Source organism: Dellaglioa sp. CoH-57-MRSF-22, assembly GCF_056781895.1.
Window position 1 is genome coordinate 17244 of sequence record NZ_JBXAXT010000005.1, and the last position, 20099, is coordinate 37342.

Annotated in this window: 12 protein-coding genes; 4 read left to right on the forward strand and 8 right to left on the reverse strand. The window is 35.8% G+C overall.

Annotated elements, in window-relative coordinates; genetic code table 11:
• Positions 1 to 76 precede the first annotated feature (76 nt).
• The 3 genes from addA to AC1RPR_RS06160 form a co-directional block, all read right to left on the reverse strand.
• Positions 77 to 3817, reverse strand: a complete 3741-nt coding sequence (gene addA / locus AC1RPR_RS06150; RefSeq protein ID WP_481761741.1) for a helicase-exonuclease AddAB subunit AddA — start codon at positions 3815 to 3817, stop codon at positions 77 to 79.
• Positions 3810 to 7379 carry a PD-(D/E)XK nuclease family protein gene (locus AC1RPR_RS06155; protein ID WP_481761742.1) on the reverse strand — a complete coding sequence of 1190 codons (3570 nt, stop codon included), beginning with the start codon at positions 7377 to 7379 and terminating at the stop codon, positions 3810 to 3812. The genes addA and AC1RPR_RS06155 overlap by 8 nt, the downstream gene beginning before the upstream one ends.
• Before the next feature lie 138 nt (positions 7380 to 7517).
• A complete protein-coding gene (locus AC1RPR_RS06160) occupies positions 7518 to 8486 on the reverse strand; it encodes a ribose-phosphate diphosphokinase (RefSeq protein ID WP_481761743.1) in 969 nt (322 codons plus the stop codon).
• 198 nt (positions 8487 to 8684) lie between these two features.
• Here AC1RPR_RS06160 and AC1RPR_RS06165 point away from each other — a divergent pair, with 198 nt between their 5' ends.
• From AC1RPR_RS06165 to spxB, 3 genes are all read left to right on the forward strand, one after another.
• A complete protein-coding gene (locus AC1RPR_RS06165) occupies positions 8685 to 10031 on the forward strand; it encodes a hemolysin family protein (protein WP_481761744.1) in 1347 nt (448 codons plus the stop codon).
• 50 nt (positions 10032 to 10081) lie between these two features.
• Entirely contained in the window at positions 10082 to 11164 is a 1083-nt protein-coding gene (locus tag AC1RPR_RS06170; protein ID WP_481761745.1) for an LCP family glycopolymer transferase, read from the forward strand.
• Between the two features lie 202 nt (positions 11165 to 11366).
• Positions 11367 to 13118, forward strand: coding sequence for a pyruvate oxidase (gene spxB, locus AC1RPR_RS06175; RefSeq protein ID WP_481761746.1), 1752 nt, complete (start codon positions 11367 to 11369; stop codon positions 13116 to 13118).
• Positions 13119 to 13225: 107 nt separating this feature from the next.
• On the opposite strand, the gene AC1RPR_RS06180 is transcribed toward spxB, so the two are convergent.
• On the reverse strand, positions 13226 to 13564 hold the full coding sequence (locus AC1RPR_RS06180) for a YxeA family protein (RefSeq protein WP_481761747.1): 339 nt from the start codon (positions 13562 to 13564) through the stop codon (positions 13226 to 13228).
• A 173-nt stretch (positions 13565 to 13737) separates the two neighbouring features.
• Between AC1RPR_RS06180 and pepF the strand changes: the two genes are divergently transcribed.
• Complete coding sequence (gene pepF / locus AC1RPR_RS06185; RefSeq protein ID WP_481761748.1) at positions 13738 to 15546, forward strand: oligoendopeptidase F; 1809 nt, start codon at positions 13738 to 13740, stop codon at positions 15544 to 15546.
• Positions 15547 to 15592: 46 nt separating this feature from the next.
• On the opposite strand, the gene AC1RPR_RS06190 is transcribed toward pepF, so the two are convergent.
• From AC1RPR_RS06190 to AC1RPR_RS06205, 4 genes are all read right to left on the reverse strand, one after another.
• The gene (locus AC1RPR_RS06190) at positions 15593 to 18028 is read right to left on the reverse strand and encodes a hypothetical protein (RefSeq protein ID WP_481761749.1); all 2436 of its coding nucleotides are present in this window, start codon (positions 18026 to 18028) and stop codon (positions 15593 to 15595) included.
• Between the two features lie 213 nt (positions 18029 to 18241).
• Positions 18242 to 18844: a pentapeptide repeat-containing protein gene (locus AC1RPR_RS06195; protein ID WP_481761750.1), complete on the reverse strand. Its 603-nt coding sequence runs from the start codon at positions 18842 to 18844 to the stop codon at positions 18242 to 18244.
• 134 nt (positions 18845 to 18978) lie between these two features.
• A complete protein-coding gene (locus AC1RPR_RS06200) occupies positions 18979 to 19320 on the reverse strand; it encodes an LPXTG cell wall anchor domain-containing protein (protein ID WP_481761751.1) in 342 nt (113 codons plus the stop codon).
• A 93-nt stretch (positions 19321 to 19413) separates the two neighbouring features.
• Positions 19414 to 20085 (reverse strand): WxL domain-containing protein, encoded by a 672-nt coding sequence (locus AC1RPR_RS06205; RefSeq protein ID WP_481761752.1) that lies wholly within the window; start codon positions 20083 to 20085, stop codon positions 19414 to 19416.
• Between the last annotated feature and the right edge of the window lie 14 nt (positions 20086 to 20099).

A 20099-nucleotide genomic window follows, 5' to 3' on the forward strand; every position in this document is an offset into this window, starting at 1 on the left:
TGAAATTGCTTAAAATATTTTCTTATTCTTTTCATTGATTAAAAAAAGACCTCATTGAAATGAGATCTTCGAATTATTAAACTTCAACAACTTGATTAATAGACAGCAAATACAGATATTTATGCGCAACTTTCAACCCAGTCATATTCTCTAGTGCTTCGCCATATAAGTTCAATTGGCCACGATAACGTGCTGTCAATTTTTCTATTTCTTCTATTGTATTGTCTTTAGAAACTTTATCAGTCTTATAATCAAATACCACCAACGTATTATCTTTTACAAAATAACCATCGATAATTCCATGGATCAAAACTTTTTCCTTATTTGACTCAACCTTTTGAAATAGCTCATTGGCAGGTAGTAACATTGAGAATGGCGCTTCACGTTGTACATCGTTACCTATAGTTAGAATTTCTTTGCCTAAATCCGTTTGAAAGAAATTGGCAATGTGTTGTCCATTAATTAACGTAGCAACTTCTTTAGTGACTACTTTTGCCGTCACTAATTGCTCAATTTTAGCTTGGATTATCGCTAAAGTTATCTCACTAGTTAAATCTAATTCTTGTAAAATGAGATGAGTTGCACTCCCAATATCACTTCCCATTGGTGCTGCAACTCCCTGCATAAATTTCGGTACAGCAAGTTCACTCGTAACGTATCGGTTGCCTTGTCCTTCAATACTCAACTGATTCATTTCGCGATTAGCTGGATCATCGAATAGACGTTTTACTTCCGATACAGCTTGGTAAGCAGTTGTTTTAGTTAAATTATCGAATGGATACTGAAAATTTAAGACTTGATCAATTTGATTAACATCAATATCCTCAAACGTCTCAGGCATCTCACCCGTGATTGTTTCTAACCAATCCGTCTGAGAAACTTCTTCACTCACTTTACTCATCTGGTTCAGGTCGGTTTTTTGATAAAATTTAACGCTAAATTGCGTTTCATCATCACTTAATAGTAGTGATGATGTTGCTGGATCCAATAATAGTGACATATCAAAAGTAGGATGACGAACTAGCGCCATACCAATCCAATCCATGAAATTTTTAATACCACTTCGAGCTGTTGCATTTAAAACTAATTGTTGGCTTTGAAATGCCTTTTGCCAATGATTAATTGCCGTTTTTTTATTTGTGTAAGCCCCCACAATAAATAATCGTTGTTCCGCACGCGTTAAGGCTACGTACAGTAATCGCATTTCTTCCGCTTCTGATTTTGCAATAGCAGCTGATTTTACAATTGTTTTTTGTAGCGTATCTTCCATCGTCCGATTTTCAGGATTTAAATAGGTTATTCCTAATCCAGCCTGATCATCAATTAAATAAGGTTTTCGCATCGCCATTTGATTAAACTGGTGTGTCGCGTCAACCAAGAAGACCATTGGAAATTCAAGTCCCTTACTACCATGAATTGTCATGACTGACACTGCATTTGCGACATTTTGTACAGGTGCTTCTGCTAAATCCTTATCGCGTTCCTGCATTTTTTCAATGAAGCGCACAAACTGGAATAAACCTTTAAAACTACTATTTTCGTAAGCGTGAGCTCGGTTATACAACGCATGTAAATTGGCTTGGCGCTGACTTCCAGCTGGCATCCCCCCGACATAATCAAGAAATCCAGTATCCTGATAAATCTGCCAAATTAAGGTCGCAATTTGATTTTCATGCGCGATTTCACGAAAGCCCGAAAGTTGTGTTAAGAAACGTTCAATTTTATTATACAGTGTTTTTGCGAAGCTACCTGCTTTAAACGTATCAAAATTTTGATAAAAAGTTAACACCGCTTGATAGTAATCATCTGTTCGGTTGCCAATCCGTAAATAGGCCAGTTGATTTTCATCTAATCCAACAATTGGCGACCGTAGGACACTTACCAATGGAATATCTTGATAGGGATTATCAATAATTCGTAATAATGACATCATAATTCTGATTTCAGTTGTTTGGAAATAGCTCTCCGCATCATTCACAACGACTGGAATACCCATTTTTTTAAATTGGTCAATAATCACCAAATTATTTTTACGAGTTGGGACTAGTAATGCAATATCTCGGTATTCAACGGGACGTTTTTCTGATTTATCACGGTCAAAAATCTCTGTTTCATCTACGATTAACGCTTGAATCCGTTGACCAATTAAAGCAATTTGGCCTTCCGATTTACCATCAATTTCAAACTGATCATTCGTTGCTTCACTATCATCATCCGGTCTTTCTGCAGATTCAGGTTCATCAGATTCGTAAATCAGCACTTCTGCTTTTTGCTCAATATCTGGGTAGTAGTTTGCCCCAAAAACCAATTTAGCATCATTATCATAAGCCATTTGTCCAACGGTTTCATCCATAATCTGGGTAAAAATTAAGTTAGTCACATCTGTTACATTCTTCACAGAACGAAAATTTTCAGCTAAGATAATTCGATTTCCATTACTGTCAGTTTCTTTATAAGCTTGGTATTTACTTAAAAACAAACTAGGATCAGCCAGCCTAAAACCATATATTGACTGCTTTACATCCCCCACCATAAACATATTACCGGGATTAGTCGTGGTTACCCTTGTCAAAATAGCTTCTTGTAGTTGATTAGTATCCTGATACTCATCTACCAGAACTTCTTCATATTTTCCTTGTAGAGCAGCTTGTGTTTGCTCGGAAGATTCAGAATCACTCGCTAAAATGTCCAGTGCTAAATGCTCCAAATCATTAAAATCAAGTATATGTCTTTGACGTTTCTCTTTGGTGAAGGCATCACTAAATAAGCCAATCACACTGACTAATTTTTCAACTAATTTCTTAGATTCTGTCATGATATGCAGTGTTTCTGTTTCATTTAAAACAAAAAATTGTTCTGATAAGTTAGCTAAACGTTTTTTTATTCCAGCTTTTAATTCTTTAATTTGATCCTTAGCAACAGCTTGGTCATCTTCTAAATTTTTAGCTGGCACACTAGGCGCACGTTTCAATTCGTACCCACGAATATTATCGCGAATTTGATTCCAAGAACCATCGTTTTCAACAGATTGGACAACAGCTAACAACATCTGACTTTCTTCTTCAGTCACTGCTTGATGTTTCTCTAACCCAAATTGAATTGATAGTTCTAGAGCCGTTTTTAAATCGGCCTGGATTTGCGTTAAATTTGCTTGAACTAATGGCTTAATACTCTTTTGGTAAAACGAACTACTGATTAAATTATCGCCAACATCATAAGTTGCTGCCAAACTAGCCAACCAACCGGTAGGATCTGGTTTCGAACTCGCAAATGTAAATAGGCTAAAAACCAACTCAGATAAACCATCATCATTTCGATCATTTGAAAAATTTTGTGTTAATCTCTCAAAGTCGACATCGTCTTTGGCATACAACATTTCCCGGACGTCTTCCCAGACACTCTCTCTTAATAAAGCCGCCTCAGTCATATCTGTTAACATTCTAAAAACGGGATCCAAATCAATCACATAATAGTAGCGTTTAATTAATTGGAGACAAAATGCATCAAATGTACTAATATTTGCAACTGGCAAGCGCATTAATTGATCCATTAAATGTTGTTTTTGTTCATGATTGTCTGCTTCATTGATTGCCTTTTGAAGTGCCACCTGAATCCGTTGACGCATTTCTTTAGCTGCAGCGTCTGTAAACGTAACAACTAATAAGTCATCAATAGCTGTTCCCGTTAATATTTTTTGAATGACGCGTTCAACTAAAACTCGTGTTTTACCGGAACCGGCAGAGGCTGATACAAGAATATTAGTCCCACTTTCATCGATAGCACGTTGTTGATTTGGTGTAAATGTAAACTTACTCATTACTGTCGGCCTCCCCGTCTATAATCCGTTTTTCAATTTCTTCCCAGCTTAATTTACTTATTTCATGGTAATTATTTTCGGGTAACATCGCATCAAATTGGAATATTGATTTATATGGTGAATATTGTAGGGCTGTTTTTTTAGCGTTCCATCTAGCCGGACTTAAATCGATTATCCCTTCGAAAATATCTGTTGCCGCATCAATAATTAATTGTTTATTGTGTACCAACAAGAAATCTAAATCTGATTGTGAAATCAATTTTTTTGAACGAGCTGATGGTGATGTGAACCCTTTTTTCGTTTTTCTAAATGGATAGATTAATGAAAACCCTGTTGATTCGTCTTCAAAATCAGTATCTAAATGGCTCAGTAACTGCTCATCTTCCAATAATAGCCCATCCATTTGGTTTGCTTTCAACAACGTATTATCCAATCCTTTTTTCTGTACATCTTCAATTTTCAGCTTAGGATTTTGTAAGTGCATGTAAACTGCACCAGCTGCCGAAGTTTTCAGTCCAGTATTTGGTGCAATTACCTCTGCATTCTCAATCAATGCTTGCAAGTAAGTTAACATTTGCATTGATAATCCATAGAAAGCATCACTAAAATCAAACTTTCGAATCCCTGATTTGTAATCGACGATTCCAAGATATTGTTTTGAATCAACCTTCATATAATCAATTCGATCAATTTTACCGCGGACTTTAACTGAATGGCCGCCAGGTAACTTATAAGCTAGGGCTTTCAAACCTGACTCAGCACCGACATGACCAAATAAAACTTCTGTTTTCAGTGGCTTCATCTTTGTTTGTTGCCCTTGTTGCCACATGGCATGCGTCACTTGTTTTAATAGAAGACTTAATTGTTTAGCAATATAGCCCATTCGACTTGAACTACCAAGAATTTGGAACTGAGGTAACTCGCGCATATCTTTTAAAATTACATTCAAATATTCATCTAGTTGTTCTTTGGGTACATTGGCATAGACTTGGTTTGATTCAGTCACAACTTTCATCAACTCATCCAACCCCATATGGAAAAACTCACCAGTACTTGCAGGAGACAGCTCGAAAATGTCTCGTTCTTTCAATTTCAACCCATATTGTAAAAAATATTCAAATGGATTACGATAGAAAGTTTCTAGTTTTGAAATTGAAGTATTCATTTGTGTTCCATATAAATCAGTTATAATTTCCGGCGTCAACTTAACCGGTATATTTTTATACGCTAAGCTTCCTAATAATTGTTTCGTTAATGGTCCCATTTCTGGGTCAGCCGACAGTTGACGTAACACATACAACCAAGCACTAGGCATGGATACTGCAGTTGTTTTGGCAAGTCGACTAGCTACAACCAATGATGATAATGTACTACGTTTTGTTCCGATAAAATCAAGGACTGATTGTTCTGTTAATTCAGGATTAGCAGCTAAATGTTGAACTGATAAATTGAAGTGTTCTTTAATCATCATTAAATAAGGCGATGGATTTAAATTCTTTTCGCCATCGTTGCCACTTGGATATGAAAAAATCAATTGTTCGCGTGGTCCTAAAAATCCGAGATAATTCAAAAAGGGTTCAGCGGCCATTTGACTAATAGCCGAATCGGCTAAGTATTGATCATCAGTTAATAGATTAGCCATTTTCGCCCGATCATCATCTGTTAATAATTGTGTCTGACTAACTTGTTCTGGCATCACCATATCAGTTGATCCAATCATAAAGGTAATCTTTCGGTTGTTCATTTGAACCATCCCTGATTCAGAAATAACGACCTGATCTAATGTTGATGGCACTTGTGAGTAACTTGCCCCTTCAAATCCCGCTTGAATCAAGGCCATGAAGTCAGCGGTATTGAACATTTTAGTTCCCAATGTTTCAACATATTCATCTAACATCCCAACAAATGTTTGCCAAGTTTGTTCTGGTTCTTCTGATTGTGAGATGTTTCCAGCAGCTAAATAGCGGTCTCGCCAACTTAACAAGCGTTGTGTCACACCTTGTTCAACAAGAAACTGATAAATTAGCTTTGCCCCCTCTTCACCGGTTGTCGCCTGATCTAGTTGATTGAAGAATCCTGGTAAAACGTCTTTAACAAAATGTCTAATTTGATTAATTTGTACTGTGATACTTTGGTCCTTATCCGTCTGTTGCTCATCTGCATCCGTAAAATCAAACCGGTAGAACGTCCAATCATCTTCACGTAGCCACTGAGAACCAGAAAAACCGTATTTTAAAACCATATTTTCTGTTAAATCAACAGCACTACGGTACTGTTCAATTGGCATAGCATGATTTTCTATTTGTGGTATTAATAATTCAGTTTTTAATAAGCGCATCATTGCGCCATATTGATAATGCTTTTCTTTCACCTCAAATAACGCTGCCAGTAACTCGACTAAGGGATGGTCAGCCATTGCGTGTTGTAAATCGTTAAAATAAGGTATTTTAAATTCTTTAAAAACCGGTGGAATAACCGTTTCGTAGCTATCTAAATGCCGCGTTAAAATCATAAAATCTCGATAACGATACTCCTTAGTTGCAACTAACTGGCGAATTTTTGTCGCCACTTGTCGAATTTCAATATACCGACTATCGGCTTCAAAAAGTTGAATAGAATCTGAATTTTCTAACCTTTCTGATTTTGTTTTAACTAACCGTCTAGAGTCAATCCAAAAATCTTCCAGACGAGATAAGTCGGGATTCTGGTTAACTTTGGTTTCAGCATAACTATCCGTTAGCACTGGAATCTGAGCTTGATGTGCTTTTTCAATCAAATTAACATACATCCGGCTTGATTTATAAAATAAGTCAGATTTTTCAGCAACTTCATGTGCATTGCCTTTATCTAAGACTAAGCCAATTGTAATCTGTTTCGCACCCTTAATCAGTGCGTTCACGAGCTCCTGCTCTTGTGCTGTAAATTGAGAAAAATGGTCAATATAAAAATAACTCGTCTTCAAAACGTCATCTGTTAAATAACGACTCAACTCTGCTAATAAATCATTATTTTCAATATATCGGTCAGCCATCGCAGCATCAAATGCGCGATAGATAATTTGTAAATCATCTAATTTAGCACCTAAGTCCCCAGTCGTTGGGAAAGATTCAGCAATCCGAGTTAAATCATCAACTGTCACACAACCAACTTTTAATTCTTTCAGTTGGCTGACTAGTTGTGAAATAAACCCAGTTTGGGTCCTTTCACCACGAAATATTGTTAATTCATCTTCATGTTCCGAAATTAATTGATAAACTAACATATTTAATCCAGACTGAGATAAACGAGGAATCTGATAATAGGGTGTATTCTTCAAAAAGAACCAAGCTAATCGAGTAAACGAAAAGACTTGGACGTTCGATTGTGCAAAAATATTTTGTTCGACAAGTTTGTCTTTACCTAATGCTTCAAGGATACTAACTTCTGCTTCGAACTTAATATGATTGGGAACAAGATAAAAAAAAGATGCCGTTGAATCAGTCGTTTGCGCTGCTTTTAATTGTGCAACAAGGCTTGCTTGATGGTCTTTACTAGCTTTTCCTAGGACAAATTTTAAACTCATTTTAACTCCCCTTTTCATACCGCTAACTCGTTATCATTACCTAATAATATACCATATTTAGCTGTTATATTTTTTTAAGAACACATAAAAACCGCTGGACAAATCACAAAGGTGATTTAACCAGCGGTTCATTTTAATTTAATCTTTTTCTGTAAATAGTTTATCAACTGAGCGATTCTTATGAATTAAATCAATTGCTTGGCCAAACAAGTCGGCAACTGATAAGCGCACAAGTTTATCGAGCTTGTCAGCTTCTGGAACAACGATACTATCTGTTACAATCACTTGTTTAATATTGTCATCAGATAAAGCTTCAATCGCACCTTTTGACATCACAGCATGTGTTGCACAAGCATAAATATCTGTTGCACCAGCAGCTTTAAGTGCACGCGCTGCATCAGTCATCATTGTCCCTGTATCAATCATATCATCAATAATGATACAACGACGCCCTTTTACATCGCCAATAATTGATGTTGCTGCAATATTATCAGCAAAATCAGATCCACGTTTATCAACAATAGCAATTTGTGCTTTGAGCTTTTCAGCCATATTACGAGCACCTTTAACACTATTATGATCAGGTGAAATCACAACAACATCATCTGTAATCCCATTTTCAATGAAGTATTTAGCTTGGATTTCTAAAGAAACTAAATGATCAACTGGAATGTTAAAGAATCCTTGTAATTGAGCGGCATGTAAATCAAGTGTAATTACACGAGAAACACCGGCTAATTGAATAAAGTTTGCAACTAACTTAGCTGTAATAGGTTCACGTGAACGTGCTTTACGATCTGAACGTGCATAACCATAATAAGGCATTACAACGTTAATTGTACCCGCACTTGCACGACGTAACGCATCAACCATAATCAAAAGTTCCAGTAAATTTTCATTTACTGGATTTGAGATTGATTGGATAACATAAACATCTGCGCCACGAATACTTTCATCAATGTTGATTTGAATTTCGCCATCACTGAAATGTTTCACGGATGCTGTAGAAAGACTAGTATTTAAAACCTTAGCCACCTTCTCCGCTAATTCAACGTTAGAATTAAGTGCAAATAATTTTAATTGACCTTTTGCGAATTGACCCGACATGATAGCCTCCGTTATTAATCTGTATTTTTTCTTTATAGTTCTATTATAATGAATTTACACTTAAATTACTATGCTCTAAGTAAAAAGTTTAAGATTATCTGAATTGTTCCTTCAGACTAAACGACAATCCTTATGTTTAATGGTAAAATAGACAGATACGAACTTAAAAATATAACTTAATTATGGGGGACACAAAAATTGTCTAGCGGTACAGTTATCATCAATTTGATTGTTATCTTTGTGACATTATTTGCAGCAGCATTCTTCGTTGCCGCAGAATTTGCACTTGTCCAAGCACGTCCAAGTGCCATCGAAGCTGATATCGAAGCAGGTATTGGAAATCGAAAAAAACAAGAAAGAGCATTAAAAATGCTTAACCATTTGAATGAATACCTTTCAACAACACAGGTTGGTGTCAGTGTTGCTGGTATTATTCTGGGTTGGGTTGGTGAAAAAACCATTGAATTTTTACTTGTAGATGTGCTTAAACTATTCCATTTTGCTTCTGAATCAGGGTTAAATATCATTGGCGCAATTATCGGGGTTTTAATCCTTACTTACGTTGAAGTGGTTTACACAGAAATTGTGCCTAAAAACTTAAGTATCGATATGCCCGTTCAAGTTTTAATGGTTGTTATAACACCATTACGCTACTTTCATCTTGCCTTTTACCCATTAGTTTGGTTATTAAATAACTCAGCAACACGTGTTGCTAAAATGATTGGTATTACGCCAACTGATGAAAATAGTGAAGTTTTTACTCAAAAAGAAATTTTATCTTTATCTCAAAATGCCGTTTCAGGTGGTGAATTAGATAGAGATGATTATGTCTATATGCAACGTGCCTTTGATTTAAATGACAAAATTGCTAAAGATATTATGGTCGATCGAACAAGTCTTTATGTCGTAGATATTACAGATACTGTGCACGATGTCGTTAAAGATTATTTACATCAGGGTTATAGCCGTTTTCCAGTAGTTGCTAACAATGATAAAGATAAAATTCTTGGTTACGTCTATATCTACGATTTAGTTAGACAAGCTGAGATTGATGATACTGTCTTAATTAGTAAACTACTTAGAACAATTATTACAGTACCAGAAACAACACCTATTAGAACATTATTAAGCCAAATGATTAGTAAACAAACACCTATCGTTGTTGTCCTTGATGAATATGGTGGTACAAGTGGTATTGTAACGGATAAAGATATTTATGAAGAATTATTTGGAACGGTTAAAGATGAAATTGATGACGTTTCAAGTGAATACATTATCAAAAATGATGATGGTTCATATAATATTAGTGGTAAAACGACTTTATATGATTTCGAACGCTTCTTTAAATTTAAAAATAAAGCGATGAAAGCATCTGAAAGTGTTACATTAGCAGGTTTCATTCTCGAAAATCATAAAGTTAAATTAAATGATGTCATCAAGTTTGATGCTTTTGAATTTAAGATTATTGAGTTTAAACGTAACTACATTGATTGGTTTAATGTTAAACATACGACGACTCAGGTAGACGCAATTGAAGAACAATGAACTGATAAGAAATAATTTAGTCATTACTAATTGGAGGGAATTTTATATTTATGCCTACTCGTAGAGAACTATATCAGCAGGAATCAATTGCAGATTCCACTTCTAATCCAAGTAAAAATCGTCACTCATCGTTGCCAAAAAATGGTAAGAAAAAACCAAATAAAAAACGTCGTCGTTTAATTCTTCTTTTATTGCTCTTACTTTTGGTCGGTGGCGGTATTTATGCATACAGAGCTTACGCAAACGCAAAAAAAGCAGCTGATTCAATTTATACGCCGACAAAAGTCGCTAAAGCTAGAAACGTTTCTTCAGTCTTAAAATCAGGCTATCCAATTTCAATTCTCCTTTTAGGAACCGATGATGGTGCGTTAGGCCGTGCAAAAGTTGGCGGTCGAACAGATACCTTAATTGTCGCAACTTTAAATCCTAAAACGGAATCAATGACGTTAGTCAGTTTACCCCGAGATGCAGAAGTTGCGGTTTCTGGTTATGAATCAGAATTCCCAAGTAAATTAAATTCTGCCTATGCTTATGGTGGTCCTGCTTCTGCTGTTAAAACAGTCGAGAAATATTTGAACGTCCCTATTGATTTCTATGCAACCATTAATATGGGCGGACTCGAAACATTAGTTAATGCGGTTGGTGGCGTTGATGTCACACCACCACTATCGTTCACCTATCAAGGTGCACACTTTAAAAAAGGTGTTAAAACTCATGTTAATGGTGCAGATGCATTATCTTATGCCCGAATGCGTCATGAGGATCCACTTGGTGATTATGGCCGTCAAAAACGTCAACGCCAGATTATCATGTCTGTTGCCTTACAGAGTACAAACTTACAAAACTTATTAAATCAAAAATTCTTAGACACGATGTCTTCTCAATTGAAAACAGATTTATCATTTGATGATTTAGTGACTCTAGGAACTAGCTATCGTGTTGCCACGCACCATTCAAAATCTGATCACCTACAAGGAACTGGAACCATGATTAACGGTGAAGCTTTTGAAGTCGCTGATACACCAGAGAAGCAACGTATTACCGATAAACTTAGATCTGCCTTAGATTTAGTTAAAGCAGAAACGGGCAATACTTTATTAACAAATTCAACAATTAACACAACTCGAAAATAATGACCTATACACTACTCGCATCATCAAGAAGGCAACTTCTGATGATGCTTTTTTATTTATATTGATTAAATTTCATATAGAAAATAGGTCCGTAAAAAAAATTTATTTTATTCATACATTTCATTTGTAAACGGTACCATAAAGTGTAATAATAGATGGTACAAGATACTTTGTTATTTAAATGAAAGTGGGGATTTATATTATGTCAGAAAAAATTAAAGCATCAATTGCAATGTTAAAGGTATTACAGGATTGGAAAGTTGAAAATGTCTATGGGTTACCCGGTGGATCATTCAATACAACAATGCGTGCTCTTGAATCAGAAAAAGAAAACATTAATTACGTTCAAGTACGTCATGAAGAAGTTGGGGCACTTGCTGCTGCCGCTGAAGCAAAACTAACTGGTAAAGTTGGGGTTGTCTTTGGTTCAGCAGGTCCTGGGGCAACACATTTATTCAATGGTTTATATGACGCACAACAAGACCATGTTCCTGTTCTTGCTTTAATCGGTCAGGTTGCTTCATCTGCAATGAACATGGATTCATTCCAAGAAATGAACGAAAATCCAATGTTTGCTGACGTTTCTGTCTATAATAGAACAGTTATGACTCCAGAAAGCTTACCTCGTGTAATTGATCAAGCTATCAGAACAGCTTACCAATACAAAGGTGTAGCAGTTGTTACAATTCCAAATGACTTTGGTTGGATGGATATCGACGCTGACAGTTATTACGCTTCAGGTCACAATTACACAACACCTATTTTACCTGAACCAAATGATTCAAAAATTAAAGAGGCTTTAGCACTTATTAAAGAAGCTAAACAACCTGTTTTATTCGCTGGTATTGGTACAAAAGGTGCTACTGATGAAGTAATTGCTTTCTCTGAACATTTTAAAATGCCTGTAATTATTACAGCTATCAATAAAGGAACTGTTCCTGATAGTTATCGTGCTAACTTAGGGTCAACTTACCGAGTTGCAACAAAACCTGCTGATGAAGCAATTGCTGCCGCTGACTTAGTTGTCTTTGTAGGAGCTGATTTACCTTTCTCACAAACTAAAAAAGTCTTAAAACCCGATATGAAATTTATCCAAATCGATATTGATGCATCAAAAATTGGTAAACGTCATGCAGTTGATGTCGCTTTACTCAGTGATGCTAAGAAAACATTAGCTCGCTTTGTTGAATTAGCTGGTGCTCCTGTTGAAAGTCGTCCATTCTTCGATGCAACTATTGAAGATATGGCTAACTGGCGTACTTACCTCAAGAAATTTGAGGACAAGACAACAACACCACTTCAACCTGCTTCTGTCTTTAAAGAAATCAACAAACATGCCACAGGCGATGACATTTTCGCAGTTGATGTTGGTAATGTTACAATGAATAGCTTACGTTACTTAGATATGAATCCTAAACAAAAATTCACAACATCTGCCTTATTTGCAACAATGGGTTATGGTATGGGTGCAGCAATTGCTGCTAAATCAGCCTTCCCTGACCGTCAAGTCTTTAACCTTGTCGGTGATGGCGCATTTGCTATGATTGTTCAAGATTTATTAACACAAGTAAAATACAAACAACATGTCATTAATATTGTCTTCTCTAACCAACATTTTGGTTTCATTCAAGATGAACAAGAAGATGAAGGTCAACCATTCTATGGTATTGATTTCAATGACGCAGATTGGGCACAAGTCGGAAGCGCTATGGGTACGCTTGGTATCTCAGTTTCTACACATGACGAATTAGTTGCCGCATTTGAAACAGCTATAAAAGCAGAAGGTCCTGTTGTTATTGATGTTAAAATCACTGACGACCGTGCCATCCCTGTTGAAGATTTAGCTGTCGATCCAAAACATTTCTCAGCTGAAGAAATCGCTGCTTACCGTAAACGTTACGAAGCAGAAGACTTACTTGTCTTAGATGATTTAATCGAGAAATACTCAAAATAATGCCCTCACGAATAAAATAGCTATTCCTAAGAGATAGTTATTTTTAAATAACAAAAGACTGTAATGAAGATAACTATCCTCTTCATTACAGTCTTTTTTTTTGGGTTCTATTTTAATTTTACAGGTAGATCTTTTTTTGAAACTTCTTCCCATGAAATAACACCTTTTTTTTCATTATAGGCTAATTTTAAATAGGCGCCTTGACGTAACGGTCTTTCTTTATTCCCATTAAACGTTAATTTCTTAGCTTCATTTTTAGTATTATAAGCCATTTGATTATAGCTATAATCGGCATACGTTTTTCCATTTTGATCCTTTTTAACCACTTTTTTACCTGTTTCTGTTATCTGTGTGTAGTAATCCTGAGTTGAGTAATTAGTCCTATAGTATAAGTACCCGCCGCCAACTAATAGAATAGCGATAATTAATACAATTATTTTTTTCATTTATTCTACCTCCTTTTATTTAATTCATAATCTCAAATAACCATGCATTAAACCACTAATTTGACTTGTACTAATCGAAGATTATCAAAAAATTATATTATAATCCTTTTTTACTCATTTAATTCTATATAATGATACAATACTAACCATACAAACATTAGGAGGTTACGATTATGACAAAAACTCACCAACTAGTTAATAGAAATGAAGTACCTGAAGCACTAACATGGGATTTAACAGCCATTTATCCAAATGATCTTGCATTCCAGACGGATATCGATTTAGTTCGTGACCTCGTTCAAACCTTTGTTTCTACTTACCATAGCCATTTAGGAGAACTAGCTCCAATTAGTACCGCCTTCAATGACTTGGAAGATATTTACACTCGCTTATCACATATTGAACATTATGCATTTTTACAGCAAGCAGTTGATATTACTGATGCAACAGCCAATCAGTTAATGCGCGATTTTGAAGCACTTTCTGCCGAAATTACGACAAAACTGGTTTTCTTTGATATTGAATTACTAGAAAATCCAGTTAAATTATTGGACGACGTTGTTGCAACAAATCCAAAATTAAAAGCTTATATTCGTCAATTAAAGAAACAAAAAGAATTCCAGTTAAGTCCTGAGGTTGAACAAGTCCTTGCGACCTTCCAACCTAATTTTTCTGCACCAGAATCAGTTTACGGTCAAACTCGAGCAGCTGATATGGACTTTTCTGATTTTGAAGTAAATGGTGTGACATATCCAATGTCATTTGTTTTATATGAAAATACGTACCAATACAATCCAGACGCAGCTATTCGTCATGCAGCATTTAAAAGCTTCTCAACAACATTAAATCATTATAAGCATACAATTGCGGCTAACTATTATAATCAAGTATCTATGGAGAAAAGAATTGCTACTTTACGTGGCTATCATTCAGTTTTTGATTACTTATTAGCAGAACAAGAAGTTGACCGTTCATTATTCAATCGTCAAATTGATACAATCATGACTAAATTAGCACCTGTTATGCAAAAATACGCTGCACATGTCAAAGAAGTTCGCGGTTTAGATAAAATGACCTTTGCTGATTTACAAATCGATTTAGATCCTGATTTCGCACCAGAAGTTTCAATTGAAGAAGCTAAGAAATATGTCAACGATGCAGTTGCGCCACTTGGATCTGACTATCAAGCCATGGTTGCTCGTTCATTCCCAGAACGTTGGGTTGATTTTCCACAAAATATTGGTAAGGAAACGGGTGGCTTTGAAACAACTCCTTATGGCAAACATCCTTATATTTTAATGTCATGGACGAACGAATTAGCCGATGTCTATACTTTAATTCATGAGCTCGGTCATGCAGGGCAAGCCATTTTAACACAGGATAACCAATCAATTTTGGGTAGTGAACCTTCTACTTATTTGGTTGAAGCGCCTTCTACATTCAATGAACTATTACTAACAAGTTCAATTGAAAATCAATCAAGTGAACCTCGCTTAAAACGTTTTGCTTATTCAAAAATGTTAACGAATACTTATTTCCATAACTTTGTGACCCATTTACTTGAAGCAGCTTACCAACGTGAAGTTTATCAACTCATTGACGCTGGACAAGGATTTGATGGTGATCAATTAAGTGAAATTAAACGTCATGTCCTTGAAGCATTCTGGGGACCAGATGTTGAAATAAATGACGGTGCTGAACTAACTTGGATGCGCCAATCACACTATTACATGGGCCTCTATTCATACACATATTCAGCAGGTCTTGCCATTTCAACACAAGCACACTTGAACTTATTGAAAGATCCAGAAAATACGACAGAAGCTTGGCTTGCCTTCTTAAAATTAGGTGGCGAATTAGCCCCAATTGAAGCAGCTAAAGTTGCAGGCGTTGATATCACTACGGATGAACCTCTCAATCAAACAATTCAATTTTTAGATGATACCGTGAATAAAATCATTGCTTTAACGAAAGAAATTTAAAAATAAAGGAGAGACACTAAAAAGTTTAGTGTCTCTCCTTTATTTTTTATGCAGGTGGTGTGTTACTTAATACCCATTTTACCTGGGCTGTATATGAACCGCGATGGATTTCACTTGGATCTGCTTTAACCAAAACACCCGCATCTTTGTCCCATGGTACGGTTGTCGTTTTTGTCGTTGATGTTCCTGACAAAATTTCAAGACTTGCCGAACCTAAAACTTGAGCCTTATCTCCGGCTGTTGCTCGATACACAATCGCATCTTTAATTGTATTACTATCTGAAGTAAGATCACTTGCTGAAACTGACAACTGCCAAGTCCCAGGTAATGATGTTTCTAATGCTACAGAAAAATCAGTTTGACGAGGTAATATTGTCGTTTTTCCTGGAATTTTAGTTGTCCCAAAATTTAAACTACCGTTAGTTGTTAGTCCCATTTTACCTGAAACAACGACAGTAATAGTTTTCACGTCAGATTTATTACCGTCTGTATCGACAGCATAAACAGTTAAAACATGACTACCAATTGCTAAGTTATCTGGTAATTTGTAAGTTCCAGAATGGTCCTGACCAGCTTTTACGTTATCATATGTTTCCATTAAAACAGGTGCATTTGACCCTTCTTGATAGTACGTTTTAATGGTTGCACTATCATCAGACTCATGGTAACTCAAAGAATAAGGCGCATTCACTGTTGTACCACTATCATCTAAAGTAAACGTTGGTTTATTAGAGTTCACAATAATATCAGCCGTATATGACGTTGTTTGGTTCCCATATTGATCAGTTGCCATCACAGTATATGGGTTTTTACCAACCTTTAATTGACTACTTGGAACGCTAACACTAAATTTACCGTCTGTTCCGACGTTAGCTGATACTGAGTAACTACCATTGACTTTAATTGCTGCAGTTGTCGTTCCTGCTGGGAAAGTTCCCCCAAGACTTGAAACTACTGTTCCGGCAATAGTTGCTGCTTCATTTTGATTAACCTTGATGTCATTAATTCCTGATATCGTTAATGTTCGTGTGCCTCCAATTGTGAATTTGGCTGCATTTGATTGGATAACCGCATTAGATCCAGAAAATTCACTTACTGGACTATTAACAACTGTATCGGCTGCAACTTTGTCAGCAGTTCCTGTAAGTGTTACTTTTGCACTTGAATACTTAGCTGTTGATAAATCATTCTTAAGGACCTTAACAATTGCCCCATTTGACATCTTTGTTAAATCAATGGTTTCTGAGTCCGTTGCTGCCCCTGAATAAGTAATTGTTCCCGTTTTTAACGTCACATTATTGGGAACCTTCAAGCCAGCACTAATTGTTTTCCAATCTTGTTTACCACCTAAATATTTTAAATTTGTTACAAAATCTAATGAATCTCCAGAGTGTACTAGACCATCATTAGTAACATCTTTATTTTTTTGAGTTGTATCTGTTACTGTCTGAGTTGCAGTTGCATCAACTAAACCTGGAACTTTTTCAAACATTATCAAGTTAGTTTCATAACTACCACCCGTTGATCCAGTAAATCCCCAACGAACTGCGCCATTCGAATTGAATTTAGCCTTATCAATTGACACAGTCGCGCTCTTACCTGTTGTCATAACATTTGTTTTTGGATTTTTATCATCAATTGTGTAAGTCATAGAGCCTGTTGTACTCGTTCCAGCAGAATATTTCAACGTCAAATGATGCCATAACGCGTTAGATAGATTTGCTCCGTAATCAATTAACCCAAGGTGATTTTGATAGTAAAAATAGGCGGTGTGTATTGGAAAAAAACCCGAGTCTTTACTATCCCGTGTATAACTATTAGTATCTGCAGGATAACCACTAGCTATGTGATTACCTGTGACAGCAGTATAATCAAAGCTATTCCCGGAAGTTTGACCCCCATTATTAAAGGTATCGAACTCTAACGCCCAACTGTTTTGTATCCCTGTTTTAACTAGTTTCGAAACATCACTATAACCTGATGTTGTTCCAAAAATACCCTCAGGTAGTATATCATTAGCCCAAACACCTAATGTTTCACCACTACCAGTTGAAATAGCTGCATTTCCTTTAGCATCATTTTGTAATACTAATGCCATACCATCTCCGGCTGCAGCGCCTCCATTACCAAGATATACCCACATTGACGCTGTTGAATCTTTGTTCAAATCGAATGTATTACCATCAGTTGACCAAACAGCTGCCTTTTGATCTTTATTATCAGTAATTGTTACGACCGATTTTGTAGCAGCATTTGCATCCGTTGTTATGACATTTCCAGACGTTAAATTAACTGTTTTACTAACTTCAGATACACCAGCCCCAGTTCCGCGTTGAAATATACCATTCAAAGTGATCCCACTTGGCGCGGTCTGTATTGCATAATTATAATCTGTTTCTGCCGACACACTTGAAAAAGTAGCTAAGAAAGTCGCCGCTAAAACAAACACTAATAAATTTATTTTTTTATGATTAATCCCCATAACCCGCACCCCATTCTCTATCTTTATTACTTATAGTATACGCTTAAATAGAATTAATATTATCCATAAATTTCTTATAAACGCTCATTATTTGATGGTTTTAGGGTCCTTTTCAGGTAATAGTTATTTAATCCTGTATGCCAATTGGTATACCAGTATTCGTCAGCTATAATGTATCATTAAATAAAAAAGTAAGCTTACAATATTGTAAGCTCACTTCAATTTAATACCTAATAAAGCAACTAAAATTGTTGCCTGGTAAGCATTAATCGTTAATCCACGAACCAGCTTAGGATCCAGTATAACTGTTTCAAATTCACTCTCAGAGAAATCCACAGACTTCATGTTGGTCTCAATAAAATCGCAACCTTCAATATTACTTTCAGGGAATGTTAATTTCTTCTTGATTTCAACCGCTTGAAAACTGGTTTCTTTTAAATCACAACGTCTAAATTCAACTTCTTGGAAATTAGCGACACTAAAATTAGAATAGCTTAACTGACAATCTCTAAATGTCGTTTCTTTAAAAACAGTACGATTAGAAAAGTCACACCCCATCATCCGACAGCTTTTAATTTCAGTTCTAAAAAAATAACTTTCATTAAATTCTGCGTTCAAAAACTCACAATGATCAATTACAGTATCTAACCATTCGCTACGCACAAAGTCAGTTTGTTCAAAGGTACAATGATCAAAAGTGACTGAATCAACTCGTACTGTCTCAAAAGAAGCCTCAATCGTACAATTATGGTAAGTTAATCCATATCTAATATCATCAAATGAAATGGTTTGTCCTTCAACAACTTGATTATCCAAAATAATTCACTCCTAAATGTTTACTTAAAACGCTATTTATAAATTTTAACATATTTATTCACAAATACTTAAGACCTTTTTTAGTTAGAAGATAATAAAAAAGATAAATCAGATTATTCTGATTTATCTTTTCTTTAACCTTTATTTTCTTTTTTATCCTTTTTAATAAAGAATAATAGTAGTGCTCCTAATATTAGAACGAATCCTACTAAGACAACCATCACAGATTTTTCTTCATTTGTCTGTGGTAAAATACCACCTACAGATGATACTGAGCCTTTTATGTCTTTTTCAGGATTAACAGTCGTTTTTCTTTCAGGTACACTAGTTGGTTGTGTCACTTTGGTATTCTCTTTAAAACCGATAGTCACATTCGTAGAACCGGCTTCGGTTGTTGCCGCACTAACCATTTGATTAGTATTCAGCATGACAACTCCCAAAAGTAACATTGCTATAATCATAATCTTTTTCTTCATGAGACTAACCTCCCCCAAGGAATACTTTAAAGATTCTTGTTAAAAAGCATTATATAGTGATTGCCACCATATAATGCTTTTTAAACAACTTATTTAAGCAGGTACGTCAGAAAGTGTCCAGTTCATTTTTGTTGAGTAAGCTTCTGCTTTAGCAACACCAGCAGGGACAGTTAATGAAATGTCTCCAGCTGCAAGTGTATCAACAGTAACACCACTACCAGTATCTTTAACAGCATTTAAAGCAACGCCAGCTGTTGTTAAATCTGTAACAGCATTTGAAACAGCTGTAGTTGTTCCAGTTGTTGCTTCAGCAACAACTACTTTACCTTTGCCTGTTGAAAGAACAGCACCAGTTAATTCATCACTACCACTCTTAAATTGGTCAGCTTGAACAGAAAGTGCCCAACCAGCATTTGTTCCACGAACATCCCCAACTTCAATAGCAAGATCTTTTGCTGATTTAACAGTCAATGCTTTTGTAGGAATTTCAATATCTGAACCAAAGTCTACTGTTTTTGTAGCGTAGACAATAGCAAGGTTACCACTATTACCAGTTCCACCACCATCACCAGGATCTGTTGGGTCTGTTGGGTTTGTTGGGTTAACTGGAGGGATTACTTGTCCTTCATCGCCAGCCTTAAACGAAACACTAGCATCAGTTGATGCACCTTGAGCAAGTGTTGCTGCATTTACATGACTTGAAACTGCTAAACCTGCACCTAAAATTGTTGCTGCTAATAATGCACTTGTTAAACCTTTTTTCATAATCTAATCCCCCA